Below are 20,128 nucleotides of genomic sequence, written 5' to 3' on the forward strand. Positions count from 1 at the left end.
TTTGAGGGCCTAAGCCATACGATGTTCATTATGTTTTCACTCAGGGCGACCGCGAGCGTCCTCACAGGGCTCACGATCGCGACTGCGGCAACCGCGTGCAGCGCGGGCTACACAGCCACACCAACAGCCACGAACCAGCAGGTAGACTCCATCGTTGTGGGAACCTCCGGGCCGCCCGCGAGCCTCGACTTCACCACCACCGGCGGGGCCGCCATCCCCTCCGTGCTCATGCGCAACGTGTACGAAACGCTCATCAGCATTGACAACAACGGTGACATCACACCCGGGCTCGCCACCAGCTGGGACGTCTCCCCCGACGGCACCGTGTACACCTTCCACCTGCGCGACGGGGTGACCTTCTCCACCGGCGAACCCTTCACCGCCGACACCGCCGCCTTCTCCATCACCCGCGTCAAAGACGCGTGGACCAACGGCATGAAGAAAGGCATGGACGTGGTCGACCACGTGCGCGTCATCGACCCGCTTACCCTCGAGGTGACCCTTTCCCGGCCCTCCAACCAGTGGCTGTGGTCCATGGGCACCCTCATCGGTGCCATGATGCACCCCGACCACGTGGACAAGCTCGCCACCGACCCCGTCGGCACCGGGCCGTACACCATCGACAGCTTCGCAGTGGGCCAATCCGTGGCGCTGAAAGAAAACCCCACCTACTGGGGCACCAAACCGCACCACGCCCACGCCATCATCCGCTACTTCGCCGACGCCACCAGCTCCACCAACGCCCTCATGTCCGGCGACATCGACGTCCTGTGGGCCGCCCAGCAGCCGGAAGTAGTGCTCGGGCTGCAACAAAACTCCGGTTACAACGTCGAGGTGGGCACCACCAACGGCGAGGTCCTCCTCTCCATGAACAACAAGCGCGCCCCCTTCGACGACATCCGCGTGCGCCAGGCCGTCATGTACGCCATCGACCGCCAGGCCGTCATCGACACGGCCTGGGCCGGCTACGGCACCGACACCGGCGGCCAACCCGTACCCCCCACCGACCCGTGGTACACCGACAAAAACTACTACCCCTACGACCCGGACAAGGCCCGCGAACTCATCCGCGAGGCCGGCGCCGAGGGGGCCAAGGTGGAGTTCGACGTGCCCAGCTTCCCCTACGCCATGAGCGCCTCCGAGATCATCGTCAGCCAGCTGCGCGACATCGGGCTCGACGCCTACATCGTGGGCACCGAGTTCCCCGCCGTGTGGCTCAACAAGGTGATGGGACAGGCCGATTACCAAATGTCGCTCATCGCCCACGTGGAGGCCCGCGACATCCCCCATCTGTTTGGCAACCCCGACTACTACCTCGGCTACGACAGCTCCCAGCTGCGCGATCAGCTGACCAAGGCGGACACCGGGACGCCGGAGGAGAACGTGCAGTACATGCGCGACGCGGTGGACACCATCATGAGCGATGCCGCCGCCGACACCGTGTTCAACTTCCCCAACATCGTGGTCACCGCGCCCGGCGTGACCGGGATCAACCCCAACGTGGTCACCGAAGGTTTGCCGCTGTACTCCATGGAGGCCCGCAAATGATCCGTCAACTGGTGCGCATCGTGGCCCGGTTTGTGGGCACCGTGTTCGTGTCCTCCATCCTCATCTTCCTCGCGCTGCGCGTGGTCCCCGGCGACCCCGCCGAGATCGCCCTCGGTGTCAACGCCACACCGGAGCTGCTGGCCAAGAAGCGGGCCGAGCTCGGCACCGACCGCCCCCTCATCGTGCAGTACTGGGACTGGTTCTCCAGCCTCATCACCGGCGATTTCGGGGTTTCAATGTCGAGTTCGCAAAACATCTCGCCGATCATCGCCGACCGCTTCCAGGTCTCGCTCATCCTCGTGGTGACGGCGCTCATCCTGGCGGTTGCCATCGCGGTACCGCTGGGCATGTGGGCCGCGCTGCGCGCCCGCCACGTCGACGGCATCCTCATCACCGCCGGCAGCCAGGTGGGCATCGCCATCCCCTCGTTCCTCGCGGCAATCCTCCTGGTCACGGTGTTCGCCGTGCACCTGGGGTGGCTGCCCGCCAACGGGTGGATCCCGCCGGGATGGGACTTCGGATCGTTCCTGTCCCGGTTGATCCTCCCCGTCCTGTCGCTCGCGGCGGTCCAGGCCGCCATCATCACCCGGTACGTGCGCAACTCAGTCCTCGATATTCTTCACGACGACTTCCTCCGCACCGCCCGCGCGAAAGGCCAGACTCGCTGGCAGGCATTGCTTTCCGACGGCCTCCGCAACGCCGCCCTACCCGTCATCACCGTCACCGGTGTCCAGCTCGCAGGGCTCGTGGTCGGCGCCGTTGTCATCGAGCGGGTGTTCTCCATCCCCGGTCTCGGCGCGTTCCTGCTTGACTCCGTATCCAACCGTGACCTCCCCGCCGTGCAGGCGGCGGTCCTCGTCCTCGTCGTGTTCACGCTGGCCATCAACACCCTCGTGGACCTGAGCTACGCCATCATCGATCCCCGCGTGAGGAGGGTTCGCGCATGAAAAAGTTCCAACTCTATCTCGGCGCCGGGCTCGTTGTCATCGTCGTGCTCACGGCGCTTATCTCGCTCGCGTGGACACCGTACGACCCGATCCAGGCGTTCCCGCACTCCGCGCTCGAGGGCCCTTCGTGGCAGCACCTCATGGGCACCGACCGGTACGGCCGGGACATTCTCTCGCGGATCATGGCGGGCAGCCAGATCACGCTCTTTGTAGGGCTCGTCGCCGTCGCCATCGGCATGCTCGTGGGGGTCCCGCTGGGAATCGTCGCCGGCATGAACCGGGGCGGGATCATCGAGCAGCTCATCGTCCGCGGCGCGGACATCGTGCTCGCGTTCCCGGCCCTCCTCATGGCGATCATCGCCGGCGCCATGGTGGGCGCCAGCACAGGTTCGGCCATGGTCGCCATCGGCATCGCCTCCATACCGGCGTTCATCCGTGTATCCCGAGCGGGGACGCTGCGCGTGGTCACTGCCCCCTTTATGGAGGCCGCTACGCTCGCCGGCCAGGGCGGATTGTCCAAGGCCGTCCGGCACGTGCTGCCGAACATCGCGGGGCTGGTGATCGTCCAGGCATCCATCGTCTTTGCGCTGGCGATTCTCGCCGAGGCGGCATTAAGCTTCCTCGGCCTCGGCACTCCCCCGCCCGACCCCTCGTGGGGGCGCATGCTGCAGTCAGCCCAATCGTTCCTGTCCACCCAGCCACTGCTCATTGTGTGGCCCGGGCTCGCCATCGCCCTCACCGTCTTGGGCTTCAACCTGCTTGGCGATTCCCTCCGCGACATCCTCGACCCAACCACAGGAGCTCACCGATGAGCCTGGTACACGTAGAAAACCTCACCATCACCACCGCCTCCGGGCGCGACCTTGTCCGCGGCGTCTCCTTCGACCTCGCCCCCGGCGAAAAGCTCGGCATCATCGGCGAATCCGGCTCGGGGAAGACGCTCACCTCCTATTCGCTCATGGGGCTGCTCGCCGATAACCTCCACGCCACCGGCTCCGCCACGTTCGGCGGCCAGGAGCTCATCGGCACCGACGAGAAAGACATCGCCCCCCTGCGCGGCGATCGCATCTCCATCGTGTTCCAGGAGCCGCTGACGGCCCTTAACCCGCTCAAGCGCGTGGGCACGCAGGTGGACGAGGTGATGCTGCTCCACGGCACGGCCGACAAGGCGGAGGCGCAGCGGCGCACCAGGGAACTGTTCGCCGAGTGTGCCCTGCCGGAGCGCGCCTACACCGCGTTCCCCCACGAGCTGTCCGGCGGCCAGCGCCAGCGGGCGCTCATCGCCATGGCCGTGGCAAACAACCCCGACCTGCTCATCTGTGACGAGCCCACCACGGCCCTTGACGTCACCGTGCAGAAGCAAATCATCGCCCTCATCTCCAGGCTCACTGAGCAGCGTGGCACCGCGGTGCTGTTCATCTCGCACGACATCGGACTCGTCTCGCACGTGTGCGATCGGCTCGTGGTGATGAAGGACGGGGAGCTGGTGGAACAGGGCACCACTAAGGCGCTCATCACGAACCCCCAGCACCCGTACACCGTGGGGCTCATCGCGGCCACCGACCTTGCCGCCCGGGACCACAACGGCGATTTTTACACCGTCGCCACCGCGGCTCACTACGAGCCGGGGGTAAAAAAGAACGTGATCGAGCAGCCCGCACCGCCCGCCGCCGAGCCGGTCATTGTGGCGGACCGCGTGTCCAAGGTGTTCACGTCGAAAAAGCTGTTCCACCCGGCGGTGGAGAACACCGCGCTCGATAGCGTATCGCTCACCATTACCAGGGGCATGCAGCTGGGTATCGTGGGCGAATCAGGTTCGGGAAAGTCCACGCTGCTGAGGATCCTCGCGGGGCTGACCGCGCCGACCTCGGGAAGCGTCACGCTCCACGGCACGCCGGTGAACCCGCGCACGGTGGGCCGCCACGTGCAGATGGTGTTCCAGGACCCGCGCGGCTCGCTCGATCCCCGCATGACGGTGGGGCGGTCCATCGCGGAGCCCGGCAACGTATCCGCCGAACGTGTGGCCGAGGTCCTCACGGAGGTGGGGCTCAAGCCCTCCGCGGCGGCCCGCTACCCGCACGAGTTCTCCGGTGGCCAGCGCCAGCGCATCTCCATCGCCCGGGCCCTCTCGGTGCGCCCGGAGGTCTTGCTTGCCGACGAAGCGGTCTCCGCACTCGATGTCTCCGTGAGGGCCCAGATCCTGAACCTCCTCCAGCGCTTGTCCCGGGAGTACGGCCTCACCATGGTGTTCGTCTCCCACGACCTAGGTGTTGTCCACGAGATCTGCACCGATGTGGCGGTGTTCCGGGGCGGTTCCATCGTGGAACGAGGCACCGCCGACGAGGTGTATTCCCACCCCCAGCACGACTACACTCGCACGCTCTTGGAATCGCGCCTCACCATCTAGCTCCCCCTGGTTGACCCTGGTGGTTGACCGTGTTTGGGGTTGGTTTTGGGGTGTTTTTCCTGGTGGTGTTGGTTCCATCGGGTGGCAAGTTTTTTTCGCCGTGCGGGCATGCCCCACGCACGCTAGTTTGTGGGGCATGACGTTGCGTGAGATGAAGTCGATCGTCTCCTCGCACTCAATGGAGCTTGTGGGGGAGTACGCCGGTATGACAACCGGCGACATCATGCGCGCCGACGGCCTCGACGACGTGGAAGCCCGCACTTTCCACGACCTGGCCACCGTGTACTACGGGCACACCCACGCCTCCCACCAGCAAGCCCAAGCCAGAGCCACCGCCATCACCAACCACCACACCATCGCCACCCTACGGGAGATTGAATCCCAGGTCCGCAAACTGCACGATAAGTCCCACGCCTGGCAGGTCCGTGTGGCTTTGACTAAGTGCCGGGCGAATTGTCGGGAGATCCGCACCGAAGCCATTGGTGTGTTGGCACGGTTTAACACGATGCGGGCGAATAACCCCACCAATTCTCTTTCCTGCCGGCCAATACCCGGCACCACCAAAATGCGGGTGTCGGTGGTCGCCGACGCGCACACCGCCCGGCTGGCGGTGGACAAAGCCCGCCACATAGCAAAGGCACAAGACTCCGACGAGGCCGACGAGTTCCTTACCGCCGCGGCCTCTAGTGGCAGTGGTCAGTTGCCGGCGGTGGAGCCTGCGATCATTCTTCCCGCGGACACCACCATCATGGGCACCACCATGGATGAGCGGGGTAACTACATGCTGTCGCTGACAGACGGCACCACGGTGACCGCCCAGGAGTTCTCCCAGATGAAACTCACCGAGTACGGGTGGGCTGTCCTTCTGGAGCCACTAACCGGCAAGGAGTTGGGAGTGTACCGGTTCCGGACTGATACGGCCCGGTTTGCGGATCCTTTCCAGCGCAAGCTGCAACGGTTGAAAACCCCTGTGTGCGCGGTGGAGGGGTGCACATGTGGGGCGGATAACTGCCAGGTCCACCACATTCAACCGTTCAAAGACGGTGGGCCCACCATTCTTGCGAACTTTTCCCTGCTGTGTGGGTTCCACAACGGGCGAAACGATGACGATCCGAAGAAGCCCCGCTACGGGCGAATAGAAAAAATCACAGGCCTCGACTACTACGTCCCACCCTACGGCGGCAGACCGAGACTCAACATGACACCCTGCGCCCAAGGCGGGGCCGTCCGCCTTGCCCAAAAAATGGTCGGACACCAACCACAAGCAGTGCTGTAGCTAGCACCCTAACAAGCCACGGGCAAGCGATGCTGCGTCGGCAGGCCAGTACTCTTCCGGGCGGGGCCGTGGCGTGCCCGGGTACGCCTTGCACGCATCGATGGTTTCGCGCCACCGCTGGGGGATTTCCTCCGCGCCGTACATGGCCCCGATGAGGGCGCCGCAGATCGCGGCGTTGGTGTCGGTATCGCCACCCCGGCCCACCGTGCGCACAAGCGATTCTTCAAAATTTGCGCCGGTTGCTAGTTCGTACACGGCGTTGCCAAAGGCGATCTTCACCCACCCCATTTGCAGCATGTACTCCGCGGGCGGCTCCTCCGTCGAGCGGGCGACGAGCTCCTGCACCTCGGCGTTGCCGTAGTCGCGCGCGGCACTTACCACGGCCTCCACAGCCTGCGGTTGGCTAAGGCCATCGCGCACGATGCGGGCGAGGGCGACGGCGTAGGTGGCGTTGATCGCGGTGCACAACGGGTTGACGTGTGTCATCCGCGCGTCCTCGATGGCGGCCTCGGCGATGGATTCCTCGGCCTCCGGCGGGCGCCCCGCGCCGTAGACAGCCAGCGGTGAGATCCGCATGAGTGCCCCGTTGGCCTGGGATTCCGCGTTGAAAAAGCCCCCGGTGAGCGCCGCCCTGATGGTGGTGCCCACGGTGAACGGCTCCGAGCGCATCCACCGCTCGTAGGCCGAACGAATATCGTCTTGGTCAAAGTATCCGTAGGAGATGATGGAGCGCGCGAGCGCGAGTGCCATCTCCGAATCGTCGGTGGGCTGGCCGGAGAGGAGGCCGAAGGGGCCTCCTGGCGTGAGTTCGCGCACCCCCTGCGGGTAGTCTGCCGCGATTTCCTCTGGGGCGCGGAATTCCACGAGGCTTCCTAGCGAATCTCCGATGAACTGCCCGTACAGAACGCCTTGGGCCCGGTTGAGCGTTTCCATAGTCATCATCCCTTTCACCCACCAGGCTACCGGGGTTGCGCCTATTTAACTGTCGAACGGGAACCAGTATGTGGCGATCTGGTCCGTGAGCACGCGTTCCTGGTTCACCTCAAATTGGTGCTCGAGCGCGGACAGGATCTCTTCCTCCCTGCGTTGTGCCACAGCTGCCCGGCGCACCTGGGGATCCACCTGGTGGATTATGAAGTGAGAGTCCATGTGCTTCTCCATTCACGCGGATTATTCGAGCCGGTGCTCTTAGCTTATCGCATTCCGCGTTCGCGCGACCCCCCAGATAGGGGCCCTACCCTTTCGTAGGTTACGACTACGTAGGTAGACTTTGATGTATCGTTCAAGCCACCAACAAAACCACACGAAAGGGAGACTAAAAATGGCTTTCCACCCGACCGCCACGCTATCGCCCGAGGGACACAAGGAGTCCTGGGACAAGCTCGGTAGCGAACACTTCGACCTCGTCATCATCGGCGGCGGCTCCGTCGGCGCCGGCGCGGCCCTCGACGCCGCCACCCGCGGTCTCAACGTCGCCGTCATTGAGGCCCGCGATTTCGCCGCCGGCACGAGCTCCAGGAGCTCCAAGATGTTCCACGGTGGCCTGCGCTACCTGGCGATGTTCGACTTCGCGCTCGTCGCGGAGTCCCTCCACGAGCGCGAGCTGTCCATGTCCACCCTGGCCCCGCACCTCGTCACCCCGCTGCGCTTCCTGTTCCCGCTCACCCACCCCGTGTGGGAGCGCGTCATGATGTTCTGTGGCTTCGCCCTCTACGACCTCATGGGTGGTGCCAAGACGGTGCCGTTCCAAAAGCACCTCTCCCGCAAAGGTGCCCTGCGCCTGGCACCGGGGCTGAAGAAGGATGCGCTCGTCGGTGGCGTCCGGTACTTCGACACGCTTGTCGACGACGCCCGCCACACCATGACCGTCCTGCGTACGGCCGCCCACTACGGCGCCACGGTGCGTAACTCCACCCAGGTCACCGGCTTTGAAAAGGACGGCGACCGGATCACCGGCGTCCACGTCCAGGACACCGACTCCGGCGAGGAGACCACCATCCACGCCGATGCCTTCATCAACGCCACCGGCGTGTGGACCAACGAGCTCCAGGAGCTCGCCGGCGTGGACGCCAAGTTCACGGTTCACGCCTCCAAGGGCGTCCACATCGTCATCCCCAAGGACCGCTTCGAGGGCGACGCCGCCATCTGCTTCGTCACCGAGAAGTCCGTGCTCTTCGTCATCCCGTGGGGCAACTACTGGATCGTCGGCACCACCGACACCGACTGGGACATGGACCGTGCCGATCCGGCACCGACCGCCGCAGACATCAACTACATCCTCGACGAGCTCAACTCCCGCGTCACCCGCCAGATCACCCACGAGGACATCGTCGGCGTGTACTCCGGCCTGCGCCCGCTGCTCGCCGGCAAGTCCGACACCACCACGAACCTGTCCCGCAACCACGCGGTCGCCCGCGTCGCCCCGGGGCTGGTCTCCGTGGCCGGCGGCAAGTACACCACCTACCGCGTCATCGGAAAGGACGCCGTGGACAAGGCAGCCGAGGACATTCGCGTTCGCGTTCCGGAATCCGTCACCGACCACACGCCCATCCTTGGGGCGGACGGATTCCAGGCCCTGAAGAACTCCCTACCCGCCGTCGCCAAGCGTCTTGGGGTAACGGAGGACGTTGCAGACCACCTCATCCACCGCTACGGCTCGCTTGTTGACGATGTCGTCGCCTCCGACCCCGAGGGCCTCACGCCCATCCCCGGCGCGCCGGCCTACCTCGAGGCAGAGGTCCGCTACGGTGTCACCCACGAGGGCGCACAGCACCTCGAGGACGTGCTCGCCCGCCGCACGCGCATCACGATGGAGTACGACCACCGTGGCATCGAATCCGCCGCGGCCGTGGCCGACATCATCGCCCCGCTGCTCGGGTGGGACGAGGCCACCAAGAAGGCCGAGATTGAGTCCTTCACCTCACGCATGAAGGCGCAGCTGGCAGCCGAGAAGGAGCTCACCGACGCGGCCGCGAACGCCCGCCTGGAGAAGGTCTCCGACCCGCGCACCCACCTCGACGAGTCGCAGGACGAACAGTAACCCACAACACCCGATTGCCCCGCCCCCGAGCGGGGCATTCGCCTTATCAGAGCAAAAAACCACATAAACACAACTAATTGGTCATAAACCCACACATAGAAAGGCCACTATGGACCTCACTCCCCTCTCCGCCTTCGGGTGGGAGTTCTTCGGAACCGCTATGCTCCTCCTCTTTGGCAACGGCGTGTGCGCCGCCGTCAACCTCCGCACCTCCGGCGCCAAGGGCACCGGCTGGCTCATGATCGCCTTCGGGTGGGGCCTCGCCGTCTTCCTCGGTGCCTCCATCGCCGACCCCACCGGGGGCCACCTCAACCCCGCGGTCACCATCTGGGCCGCCATCGCCGGCAACCTCTCCTGGTCGCTCGTGCCCGGCTACCTCGCCGGCCAGATGCTCGGCGCCATGGTCGGCGCCGGCGCCGCCTACCTCGCCTACAAGCAACTGTTCGATCACCACGATGAAGCCATCCCCGGCGGCATCTTTTTCACCCGCCCCGCACACCCCAACAACCTGTGGAACTGCGTGACCGAGTTCATCGGCACGTTCGCCCTGCTCGCTTTCATCGCCTTCGGCCCCTCCGGCGGCGAACTCGGCCCACTTAGTTACTTCGGTGTCGCCTTCATCATCATCGCCATCGGCCTGTCGGTGGGCACCCCCACCGGCTACGCCATCAACCCCGTCCGCGACCTCGGCCCGCGACTCATGTATGCGTTTGTCCTACCCTTAAAGAACAAAGAATCCGCATCATGGAGCTACGCCTGGGTACCGATCGTCGGCCCGCTGCTAGCCGCCGTGGCGGTTGGTCTCCTATCCCTCGCTATCTAAAGAAAGGCTTCCCCCATGGAACGTAAGAAATTTATCGCCGCCCTCGACGCCGGCACCACCTCCACCCGCTGCATCCTCTTCGACCACGACGGTAACGTCTGTTCCACCGGCCAGTACGAGCACGACCAGATCATGCCCGAAGCGGGCTGGGTTGAGCACAACCCGATGAAGCTGTGGCAAAACGCCCGCCGCGCCATGGGCCGTGCGCTCACCGACATCGACGCCGACACCTCCGACGTCGAGGCGCTGGGCATCACCAACCAGCGCGAAACCACCATCGTGTGGGACAAGAACACCGGGGAGCCGGTGTACAACGCCATCGTGTGGCAGGACACGCGCACCTCCGAGATCTGCAAGGAGCTCGCCGGTGACGAGGGCATCGACCGCTGGCGCAAGAAGACCGGCCTGCGCATCACCTCCTACCCCTCCGGCCCCAAGATCAAGTGGATCCTGGACAACGTGGAGGGCGCCCGCGAGCGGGCCGAGAAGGGTGAGCTCCTCTTCGGCACCGTCGATTCCTGGCTGATCTGGAACCTCACCGGCGGCGCGGAGGGCAACCCCGAGCACGTCACCGACGTGACTAACGCCTCCCGCACCCTCCTCATGGACCTGGAGAAGCTGCAGTGGGACGAGGAGCTGTGCGAGGCGATGGGCATCCCCATGTCCATGCTGCCGGAGATCCGCCCCTCGGTGGGCGATTTCGGTCGCACCCGCGACGTGGGCCCGCTTGCCGACGTCCCCATCCGCGGCGTCCTCGGCGACCAGCAGGCCGCCACCTTCGGCCAGGCCTGCTTCCAGGCCGGCGACACCAAGAACACATACGGCACCGGCCTGTTCATGCTTCAGAACACCGGCAAGACCCCGACTTGGTCCGATAATGGCCTTATCACCACCGTGTGCTACCAGATCGAGAACCAAAAACCGGTCTACGCACTCGAGGGTTCGGTGGCCATCGGCGGCTCGCTCGTGCAGTGGCTACGCGACCAGCTCGCCATAACCCCCAACGCCGCTGCTATTGAATCCATGGCCCGCGAGGTGGAGGACAACGGCGGCGTGTACATCGTGCCCGCGTTCTCCGGCCTGTTTGCGCCCCGGTGGCGCGACGATGCCCGTGGCGCCATCGTGGGGCTGACTCGCTTTTCCAACCGCAACCACTTCGCCCGCGCCGTGCTCGAGGCGACCGCCTACCAAACCCGCGAGGTGCTCGACGCGATGGTCGCCGATTCCGGCGTGGAGATCCCCCGCCTCAAGGTCGACGGCGGCATGGTGAAAAACGAGCTACTCATGCAGTTCCAGGCCGACATCCTTGGCACCGAGGTGGTTCGCCCGAAAGTGACGGAAACCACCGCCCTGGGCGCCGCCTACGCAGCAGGACTGGCCATCGGGTTCTGGGATTCACTCGAGCAGCTCAAGGCCCAGGTGGACATAGATAAGGTGTGGAAGCCTGAGATGGACAAGGAGAAGGTGGAGGCCCTCTACCACGACTGGAACCGGGCCGTCGAGCGCACCTACGACTGGGTAGAGTAGCCCGCTTCGCGGCATGTAGGGTGTTCCCTATGAATCCGCGACTTACTGTTATCGGCTCAATCAACGCTGATCTGACGGTCACTGCCGACCGCCACCCCCGCCCCGGGGAGACTGTCCTCGGGTCCGGCGGGGATATTTCCGCCGGCGGCAAGGGGGCTAACCAGGCGGTGGCGGCGACCCTTCTCGGCGCCAACGTGCGGATGATCGGCGCGGTAGGCAACGATGCCTACGCGGAGAGCGCCTTGAAGAACCTCAAGTCTTCCGGCGTCTCGCTTGCTGATCTCGAGTTCACCAATTGCCACACCGGCCTCGCCGTCATCACGGTGTCCGACTCGGGGGAGAACACCATCGTTGTGGTCCCCGGCGCGAACAACGCCATGAACGCCGAGCTCGTGGAAAAGCACGCCACCACCATCGCGGAGAGCGACATAGTTCTTGTGCAGGGCGAGATCCCCGCCGCCGGGATCTCTGCGGCTCTCGCCCACGCCACGGGCCGGGTGCTCATCAACTTGGCGCCGGTCATTCAGCTTCCTACCGAGGATCTCCTGCGTGCAGACCCGCTCATTGTCAATGAACATGAGGCCCACGAGGTTCTCTCCCTGTTCAACGCGACGCCCACCGACGATCCGGCTGCGGACCTGCGCGCCGTCGGTTTCTCGTCCGTCATCGTCACGCTCGGGTCCCGTGGCTCGCTTGTCGACGACGGCTCCGGTGCCGTCCACATTCCCGCCGCCGCCGTCGATGCGGTCGACACGACGGGGGCGGGCGACGCCTACGTGGGCACCGTGGCTGCGCGCCTCCTAGCCGACGACAGCCTCGTTGATGCGGCTCGGATGGCCACGCGCGTCGCGGCTTTTGCTGTGTCCCACCGGGGCGCTCAGGATAGCTACCCAGACATCACCGACCATCTTCCCAACGCCTCCACCTTAGGATAAACTTGCTTAGTACACCCTTAGTATTTTATATATATGAATTAATGCATGTAAAATACCGGGGTGGTTCACGGCACGAATTTTCCGTGCCCCCACTGACAAAAGTGAAAGGTACAAGGTGAAGTATGGCTATTAACGCACAGCTTCTTGACGTAATCAACGAACAGGTCAACGCCGAATGGCAGGCCGCTCTCATCTACCAGCAGCTGTCCTACGAGATGGATACCCTCTCCCTTCCGGGCCTTCGCGATTGGTTCGCCGGCCACGCCGTGGAGGAGCAGGGCCACGCCCAGAAGTTCGCACAGCACCTGCTTGACCGCAGCGAGAAGGTTGCCCTCCACACCATCGAGGTCCCCTCTTTGACCATCAACTCCGCGCTCGACGCCTTCAAGGCCGCCTACGAGCACGAGAAGAAGGTCTCGGACATGATCCGCAACCTCGCTAACGTAGCCGACGAGGTCAACGACCTCGATTCCCGATCCCTGATCAACTTCTTCCTCGACGAGCAGATCGAGGAGGAGGCCACCGTCTCCGAGATCGTCGATCAGCTCGAGCTCGTCGGCACCGACGGCTCCGGCATCCTGCGCATCGACGCCCGCCTCGGCGGCGAGTCCGGCACCTCCGAGGAGTAACCTCCTCCACCCTGGGACGCACATCACAAATGTGCGTCCCTTTTTTTCACGTTGCTACAGTGGGCAGAAACCGTTTCCTCTTATTAAGTGAGCTCCTCTCATGCCCACCTCCCCCAATCCCCGCCGCAAAAACTTCTCCCAGTACCCGCATGGGCTCCACCCGGCGCTCGTTCCCGGCATCAGCGTCGACGATCAGCGCAACGTATTCGGAGTGGACAAGACAGTTGCAGGCGTCACTGGTGTGCTCATCGTCGCCTTCATCGTATGGGGCATTGTCAGCCCCGAGGGCGTGGCCGACGTGTCCTCTACCGCCTTCTCGTGGGCGATGCGCAACGTCAGCTGGCTCCTCAACGCCGTGTGCGGCATCGGCATGGTGCTCATGGCGTACCTCGCCTGCTCCCGCTACGGCCGCATCAAACTCGGCCGGGACGACGAAGAACCGGAATTTTCCATGTTCTCCTGGGTGGCGATGATGTTTGGGGCGGGCATCGGCGTGGGGATCTTCTTCTTCGGCCCCTCCGAGCCGCTGTCGCACTACATCTCCCCGCCTCCCGAGACTGTCGCCGCGGAAACCCCCGCCGCTCTCCACATGGCGATGGCGCAGTCCCACTTCCACTGGGGCCTCGCCCCCTGGGCCCTGTACGCGTTCGTTGGCGCCGCCATGGCGTACTCCTGTTTCAGGCGCGGCAGGGTGTCGCTCATCTCCTCGGTGTTCCACACACTGTTCGGGCAGTCGCCGGCAGGCAGCGTCATGGGCAAGATCGTGGACATCTTCGCCATCTGGGCCACGCTGTTCGGCACCGCGGCCTCACTTGGCGTCTCTGCGCTGCAGATCGGTGAGGGCTACAAGATTATCTCCGGCGCCAGCGAGATCACCAACAGCGTTCTCATTGCCGTCATCGGCGTGCTCACGGTGTGCTTCATCGTGTCGGCCGTCTCCGGAGTGTCCCGCGGTGTCCGCTACTTGTCCAACGCCAACATCACCCTCACGCTGGGGCTCATCGTCTTCGCGTTCCTTACCGGGCCCACGCTGTTCCTCCTCAACCTTCTGCCCTCCGGCGCACTCACCTACATTGATCAGCTGCTGCCAATGCTGGGCAAATCGCTCTCCTGGGGCGAGGACAAACTCGCGTTCCAGGCCTCCTGGACGGCGTTCTACTGGGCGTGGTGGATCGCGTGGACGCCGTTCGTGGGCATGTTTGTGGCCCGCATCTCCCGGGGCCGCACCATTAGGCAGTTCACGGTGGTGGCAACGCTCGTGCCCACGGCGATCCTCATCTTCGCGTTCACCATCTTCGGTGGTTCCGCCATCAGTTTCCGCCGCGAGGGCAACCCGCTTTTCGACGGCTCCCACACCGGCGAGCAGGTCCTCTTCGCCCTCTTCGGTGAACTCCCCCTGAGCTCGATCACCCCGTTTATCCTCATGGTGGTTCTCGCCATCTTCTTTGTCACCTCGGCCGATAGCGCCTCCGTGGTGATGGGAACGATGAGTTCCAAGGGCAACCCCGCCCCACCCAAGCCGATCGTCGTGTTCTGGGGGCTGTGCATGATGGGCATCGCCGTGGTCATGCTCCTCGCCGGCGGCGAGGAGGCGCTCAGTGGCCTGCAGTCGCTCATCATCCTCATGGCGCTGCCGTTCTCGGTGATCCTGCTCGCCATGATGGTCGCCTTCTTCATGGACCTGCGCACCGACCCGGCCGCCATCCGCTCCGATTACGCCAAGATCGCCGTGGCCAACGCTGTGCGCCGGGGCGTGGAGGAACACGGCGACGATTTCGAGCTGTCCGTCCAATCCGCCCGCGACGGACGCGGCGCCGGTGCCGACTTCGATTCGGCCGAGTCCTCGGTCACCGACTGGTACCAGCGCACCAACGAGGCCGGCGACCCCGTCGATTATGACTTCACCACCGACACGTGGGCCGACGGGTACGAGGAAGAGGATAAGTAAGCCTATTTCCGCACGGTGATCTGCCAGCCGGCGTCGCCAACTTCGTGGAAATCGGTGACCTCGAATCCCTCGTCGGCAGCCCAGCGGGGGATCGATTCGGTGGCCTGCGTGCAGTCAAAGTCGATGCGCAAGCTCTCGCCTGAGTCGAGCTCATTCATCGCCTCCTTAGCGTCGATAAGCGGGAACGGGCACACAGAACCGAGGGTGTCCAGTGCGAAAACGGTGGGAGCAACCTCCCTCAAACCAGAGGGAACGGTGACTGCCGAGGCAGCCAAAACCGGCGCATTGAGGGACAGCTCGGGCTGCAGGCTGGGCTTGAGCCAGATCTTGGCGGCGACGAACACACCAGCGGCGATGGCGGCCAGCGCCACCCACCCCTGGTAAGTGAACAGGCCGGTTTGAACCATGCCGTTGCCCACAGTGCAACCGCCGGCCCACGCAGCGCCCACACCCATGAGGGTGCCACCGGCGATGGACTTCACCGCCTGCGTAGCGTCCGGAACGCGCACCCGGAACTCGCCGGTGACCTTCGCAGCGATGAAGGAACCAACGAGGATCCCCAGGACGAGCATGACACCCCAGTCAATGCGCGCGGACTCCCCGGTGACGAGGAAGTTGGTGAGGTTCGCCGTGGGGCTCGTGATTCCCAACCCGTCGTTCCTGCCCGTGGCCGCTGACAGGGGCCAGGCAATGACGCCGAGAAGCCCAACGAGAACGCCCGCTGTGTACAAATGCAGGGGCTTCTTCCACCCCGATTGCAGCGACACCGGGGTGGACTCGCTACGCAGGAAGTACGCGGCGAGGCCCGCAGCGAGGGCCGTAAAAGGAATCGCGAGCCACCACACGGAGATTCCCAGTGAGCCATGGATGGTGGTAAGCCCCACGGTCTTGCTCCGCAGCCACGAGTTGAGTCCGGCCAACGCTCCCGTTTTCATCGCGGCGGCAGATAGCCCGTAAAACAGCAGCGCAAACCAACTGCCTACAAGGCCCTCCCCCGAGCGGTACCACGTACCTGAAGCGCAGCCACCTGCCAGCACGATGCCGATGCCAAATAGGAACCCGCCGACGATGACGGCGTACGGCGGGAAAAGATCGTATTCCGGCTGGATACTCCCCGCAGCGGTGAGCCCCGCGATACCCACCGCGTGGATGGCAATGACGATGAGGAGGGCCGTAAACGGGCGCCACGTGTGGGCAAGGGAGATATCACGGAGCATCCCCGTCACACAGAAGCGCCCCCGCTGCATCACTATTCCTAATGCGGTGCCAAGCACCAACCCTGTAATTACCATGTGCTTCAACCTGCATTTCTGAACTGATTGGTCTATGTTTTACGAACTACTCGGTTTGTAAGTTAGGTATTTTATACCACATTCCCCACCGTTGAGACCTCAGGCTTTACAATGATGAACCAGAATCATTAACCGGAAGAAAGGCCCGACTGTGAACCACCGGCATTCCACCAAAGCAGCAGCGCTTGCCACCGCCACCGCCTGTGCCCTGTCGCTCACAGCGACGCCCGCCAACGCAGCCCCCGGCATTCAGCTACCACCGCTTCCCCAGATTCACTTTCCACAAATCCAGCTCAACTCCGACTTTGACCCTACACAGGCCGCCAAGATCGCTGGCGCCATTGTCTCCCTATCCAGTGGCATCGCAGCGCTCATCGCGCTGGCAGAAAAGTGGGAGGGCCGCCCGGAGCCGACGAGCGAATACTTGTCCTCGTTACTGTCGTCCGAAGGCTCGTTCCAAACGCAAAACGAACAGCAACTTTTCCTGCTCATCAACAAGAAACGCGCCGACTGCGGACTCACCGAGCTAACGTGGGACAACGACCAGTACAAGGCTGCACATGACTCCGCCGAGCGGCAGGCTAAAGAACGAAAGCTCATCCGCCCGAGCGACCTCACCGCCTCCCAGGTGGAGATCGCCTCCAGGTCCGACTCGTTGTGGGCCCCCACCGCGTACCGCGACTGGATCGAGGAGACCAAGAGCGAGGATATCGTTTTTGAGCCGACGCTGAAATCCGGCGCCATCGCCTATTACAAGCACAACAACGAGGGCAAGTGGTTTGTCGTGTTCCGTGGCTCCACCGAGAAGGCCACCAAGCCGGCGGAGGTGACCGTCACTCCCCTCACAGAGGATGAAATCAACGCTGCGGCGAGCTCCTAGCTCCACTAGGCTGGCACCATAACGTCCATGTCAGCCTCGAAGGAGCCCCATGAAACACCGTCTCACCACACTCGCCAGCGCAGCACCCCTGGTGGCCACACTCGCTTTCGCGCCGTCCGCCAGTGCAGCCACGTTCACCGTCCCCCAGCCGATCGTCGATCTTGCTCTGCAGATCCCCGGCTCGTCCGAGCTACTCACCACCGCGACCAACGGCTCGGCGCAGCTCATCAACATTGGCCAGCCCCCGGCCCCGGCACTTGCGCCGGAGCAGCTCGGTGCCGCCGAGCGGTCCATCTTTGACAAGCTCAACGCCGAGCGCACGAGCCACGGGCTAGCGCCGGTGACATGGAATGAAGGCCTGGCGGCCGATGCCCGCGCGCATTCCGAGTGGATGGCCAGGGCCCGCACCTTCCAGCACGCGCAGATGCGCCCCGGCGAGTCGGAGAACATTTACTGGACCTCCGCCAACGATCCCGGCAGCGCCGCTGAGGGGTGGAAGAATTCGCCCGGGCATTACGCCAACATGATGCGCCCGAACGCGCGCGAGGTGGGGATCGGCTTCGCCCCGGACGGCAACGGCGGGTGGTACGCTACAGAGAAATTCTGGAATTAATTACCTGGAAAGGTATGGAGATGTTTAACAAGGACGATCTCATTGAGAAGGCCTCCGACGCGGGGCTAGACAAGCTGGAGAAATTCGCTACCGAGAAGCTCGGCGCCGACAAGGCTGAGCAGATCCGCAGGGCCCGCGACGCCGCCGACGAGCGCATCGGCAACCGCGGCGCGGACCGCGCGCCCGAGCAGCAGCAGGCTCCGGAGGCAACTCCCGGGCAGCCTGAGCAGTAAAAACTATTTGACGGGAGCGGGCAGCCCGATCCCCGGCGTGGTGGTCTCCGTAGTGGGGGCCACCTTTTGCGTTACCAGGGGTTCCGTAGGCGGGTAGTCGCTGCCACCCGAGGCGCAGCCAGCACACAATAAGCCCGTGCTCACTAGGAGCGCCACCAGCTTACTTATCGTCATCGTCGGTGGATAGCGCCGCAACAAACGCCTCTTGGGGGACGGAGACCGAGCCAATGGACTTCATGCGCTTCTTGCCGGCTTTCTGCTTTTCCAGCAGCTTGCGCTTACGGGAGACGTCGCCACCGTAGCACTTGCTCAGCACGTCCTTGCGCAGCGCCCGGATGTTCTCGCGGGCGATGATCTTGGAACCGATGGCCGCCTGCACGGGCACCTCGAACTGCTGGCGTGGGATGAGCTTGCGCAGCTTTACCGTCATCTTGTTGCCGTACCACTGCGCGTTGTCGCGGTGGACGATGGCACTGAACGCGTCCACGGGCTTGCCCTGCAGGAGGATGTCCACCTTGACCAGGTCGGCCTGCTGCTCGCCGGCCTCCTCGTAGTTGAGTGAGGCGTAGCCGCGGGTGCGTGACTTGAGGGAATCGAAGAAGTCGAAGATGATCTCGCCGAGCGGCATGGTGTAGTCCAGCTCGACCCGGTCCTCGGAAAGGTAGTTCATGGACTTCATCTGCCCGCGCTTGGATTGGCAGAGCTCCATGACGGGCCCCACGAACTCGCTGGGGACAATGATGGTGGAGTCCACGATAGGCTCCCACACCTCACGGTTTTTGCCCTCCGGCCAGTCCGACGGGTTGTGGACGATTCTCTCGCTGCCGTCCTCGGCAACCACGCGGTAGTTGACGCTCGGGGCGGTGGAGATGAGCTCGAGCCCAGCCTCGCGCTCGAGGCGCGTGCGGGTAATTTCCATGTGCAGCAGCCCCAGGAAGCCACAGCGGAAACCGAAGCCCAGGGCGACGGACGTTTCCGGCTCGTAGGTCAGCGCCGCGTCGTTGAGCTGTAGCTTCTCCAGCGCGTCGCGAAGCTCGGGGTACTCAGCCTGGGAGATGGGGAACAGCCCGGAGTACACCATGGGCTTCGGTTCCTCGTAGCCCTTGAGCGGTTCCTCGGCGCCCTTCTGCGCCCACGTCACGGTGTCGCCCACCTTGGATTGGCGGACATCCTTCACACCGGTGATGAGGTAGCCCACCTCGCCGGGGCCGAGCCCCTTGCAGGGTTTGGGCGTGGGCGAGACGATGCCGATTTCCAGCAGCTCGTGAGTGGCGCCGGTGGACATCATGCGCACGGTTTGACGTGGCTCGAGCCGTCCGTCCATGACGCGCACGTAGGTGACCACGCCGCGGTAGGTGTCATACACGGAGTCGAAGATGAGCGCTCGGGCGGGCGCGTCCGCGCCGTATTCGCTCGTCGGCGCGGGCACGAGCTCGCACACGCGGTCGAGGAGTTCTTCCACGCCCTCGCCGGTTTTGCCGGAGACACGCAGCACATCCTCCGGCTCGCCGCCGATGATGGAGGCGATCTCCTCGGCGTACTTGTCTGGGTCGGCGGCGGGGAGATCAATCTTGTTGAGGACGGGGATGATCTCCAGGTCGTTCTCCATCGCCATGTAGAGGTTGGCGAGCGTTTGAGCCTCGATGCCCTGGGCAGCGTCGACAAGCAAAATAGCGCCCTCGCAGGCCTCGAGGGCACGGGAGACCTCGTAGGAGAAGTCAACGTGACCGGGCGTATCGATGAGGTGCATGACTATTTCTTGGCCCGCGAACTTGCCGCTCTTGGGCACCCACGGCAGGCGCACGTTCTGCGCCTTGATGGTGATGCCACGCTCGCGCTCGATGTCCATGTTGTCCAGGTACTGGTCGCGCATGTCGCGCTGCTCCACCACGCCGGTGAGCTGCAGGATGCGGTCCGCCAAGGTGGATTTGCCGTGGTCAATGTGCGCAATAATGCAGAAGTTGCGGATGTTTTCCGGGTTAGAAAATGTGTCCTCTGCGAAATTTCGCGCCACGGAAATCCCCTTACTA

General features: G+C 64.1%; 18 protein-coding genes. 14 read left to right on the plus strand and 4 right to left on the minus strand.

Going from position 1 to position 20,128, the window contains the following annotated elements:
* The first annotated feature begins 30 nt into the window (after positions 1-30).
* From HMPREF1219_RS05340 to HMPREF1219_RS05360, 5 genes are all read left to right on the plus strand, one after another.
* A complete protein-coding gene (locus tag HMPREF1219_RS05340; RefSeq protein WP_040427307.1) occupies positions 31-1,548 on the plus strand; it encodes an ABC transporter substrate-binding protein in 1,518 nt (505 codons plus the stop codon).
* A complete protein-coding gene (locus HMPREF1219_RS05345) occupies positions 1,545-2,495 on the plus strand; it encodes an ABC transporter permease (protein ID WP_016457872.1) in 951 nt (316 codons plus the stop codon). The genes HMPREF1219_RS05340 and HMPREF1219_RS05345 overlap by 4 nt, the downstream gene beginning before the upstream one ends.
* Positions 2,492-3,307, plus strand: coding sequence for an ABC transporter permease (locus HMPREF1219_RS05350; protein ID WP_016457873.1), 816 nt, complete (start codon positions 2,492-2,494; stop codon positions 3,305-3,307). The genes HMPREF1219_RS05345 and HMPREF1219_RS05350 overlap by 4 nt, the downstream gene beginning before the upstream one ends.
* Entirely contained in the window at positions 3,304-4,902 is a 1,599-nt protein-coding gene (locus tag HMPREF1219_RS05355; protein WP_016457874.1) for a dipeptide ABC transporter ATP-binding protein, read from the plus strand. Before HMPREF1219_RS05350 ends, HMPREF1219_RS05355 begins: the two co-directional genes overlap by 4 nt.
* A gap of 136 nt (positions 4,903-5,038) precedes the next feature.
* The gene (locus HMPREF1219_RS05360; protein WP_016457875.1) at positions 5,039-6,178 is read left to right on the plus strand and encodes an HNH endonuclease signature motif containing protein; all 1,140 of its coding nucleotides are present in this window, start codon (positions 5,039-5,041) and stop codon (positions 6,176-6,178) included.
* Here HMPREF1219_RS05360 and HMPREF1219_RS05365 read toward each other — a convergent pair whose 3' ends face one another.
* Positions 6,179-7,111, minus strand: coding sequence for an ADP-ribosylglycohydrolase family protein (locus tag HMPREF1219_RS05365; RefSeq protein ID WP_016457876.1), 933 nt, complete (start codon positions 7,109-7,111; stop codon positions 6,179-6,181).
* A gap of 45 nt (positions 7,112-7,156) precedes the next feature.
* On the minus strand, positions 7,157-7,339 hold the full coding sequence (locus HMPREF1219_RS05370; RefSeq protein WP_040426941.1) for a hypothetical protein: 183 nt from the start codon (positions 7,337-7,339) through the stop codon (positions 7,157-7,159).
* Positions 7,340-7,499: 160 nt separating this feature from the next.
* On the opposite strand from HMPREF1219_RS05370, the gene HMPREF1219_RS05375 reads away from it, so the two are divergent.
* The 6 genes from HMPREF1219_RS05375 to HMPREF1219_RS05400 all read left to right on the plus strand — a co-directional run bounded on the left by HMPREF1219_RS05375 (position 7,500) and on the right by HMPREF1219_RS05400 (position 15,080).
* Positions 7,500-9,218: a glycerol-3-phosphate dehydrogenase/oxidase gene (locus HMPREF1219_RS05375; RefSeq protein ID WP_016457878.1), complete on the plus strand. Its 1,719-nt coding sequence runs from the start codon at positions 7,500-7,502 to the stop codon at positions 9,216-9,218.
* 109 nt (positions 9,219-9,327) lie between these two features.
* On the plus strand, positions 9,328-10,041 hold the full coding sequence (locus tag HMPREF1219_RS05380) for an MIP/aquaporin family protein (protein ID WP_016457879.1): 714 nt from the start codon (positions 9,328-9,330) through the stop codon (positions 10,039-10,041).
* 15 nt (positions 10,042-10,056) lie between these two features.
* Positions 10,057-11,568, plus strand: a complete 1,512-nt coding sequence (gene glpK / locus HMPREF1219_RS05385; RefSeq protein ID WP_016457880.1) for a glycerol kinase GlpK — start codon at positions 10,057-10,059, stop codon at positions 11,566-11,568.
* 29 nt (positions 11,569-11,597) lie between these two features.
* Entirely contained in the window at positions 11,598-12,503 is a 906-nt protein-coding gene (locus tag HMPREF1219_RS05390) for a ribokinase (RefSeq protein WP_016457881.1), read from the plus strand.
* 122 nt (positions 12,504-12,625) lie between these two features.
* Complete coding sequence (locus HMPREF1219_RS05395) at positions 12,626-13,132, plus strand: ferritin (RefSeq protein WP_016457882.1); 507 nt, start codon at positions 12,626-12,628, stop codon at positions 13,130-13,132.
* 100 nt (positions 13,133-13,232) lie between these two features.
* Entirely contained in the window at positions 13,233-15,080 is a 1,848-nt protein-coding gene (locus tag HMPREF1219_RS05400; RefSeq protein ID WP_016457883.1) for a BCCT family transporter, read from the plus strand.
* Positions 15,081-15,082: 2 nt separating this feature from the next.
* On the opposite strand, the gene HMPREF1219_RS05405 is transcribed toward HMPREF1219_RS05400, so the two are convergent.
* Positions 15,083-16,372 (minus strand): YeeE/YedE thiosulfate transporter family protein, encoded by a 1,290-nt coding sequence (locus tag HMPREF1219_RS05405; RefSeq protein WP_016457884.1) that lies wholly within the window; start codon positions 16,370-16,372, stop codon positions 15,083-15,085.
* Between the two features lie 151 nt (positions 16,373-16,523).
* On the opposite strand from HMPREF1219_RS05405, the gene HMPREF1219_RS05410 reads away from it, so the two are divergent.
* Genes HMPREF1219_RS05410 through HMPREF1219_RS05420 form a run of 3 tightly spaced genes read left to right on the plus strand, consistent with a single transcriptional unit; the run spans position 16,524 to position 18,098 of the window.
* Positions 16,524-17,252, plus strand: coding sequence for a CAP domain-containing protein (locus HMPREF1219_RS05410; protein WP_016457885.1), 729 nt, complete (start codon positions 16,524-16,526; stop codon positions 17,250-17,252).
* 49 nt (positions 17,253-17,301) lie between these two features.
* Positions 17,302-17,865, plus strand: coding sequence for a CAP domain-containing protein (locus tag HMPREF1219_RS05415; RefSeq protein ID WP_016457886.1), 564 nt, complete (start codon positions 17,302-17,304; stop codon positions 17,863-17,865).
* A 20-nt stretch (positions 17,866-17,885) separates the two neighbouring features.
* The gene (locus HMPREF1219_RS05420; RefSeq protein WP_245554398.1) at positions 17,886-18,098 is read left to right on the plus strand and encodes an Rv0909 family putative TA system antitoxin; all 213 of its coding nucleotides are present in this window, start codon (positions 17,886-17,888) and stop codon (positions 18,096-18,098) included.
* Between the two features lie 160 nt (positions 18,099-18,258).
* Here HMPREF1219_RS05420 and lepA read toward each other — a convergent pair whose 3' ends face one another.
* Positions 18,259-20,112: a translation elongation factor 4 gene (lepA, locus tag HMPREF1219_RS05425; RefSeq protein ID WP_016457888.1), complete on the minus strand. Its 1,854-nt coding sequence runs from the start codon at positions 20,110-20,112 to the stop codon at positions 18,259-18,261.
* Between the last annotated feature and the right edge of the window lie 16 nt (positions 20,113-20,128).

The sequence above is a fragment of the Corynebacterium pyruviciproducens ATCC BAA-1742 genome (genome assembly GCF_000411375.1).
Classification (GTDB): domain Bacteria; phylum Actinomycetota; class Actinomycetes; order Mycobacteriales; family Mycobacteriaceae; genus Corynebacterium; species Corynebacterium pyruviciproducens.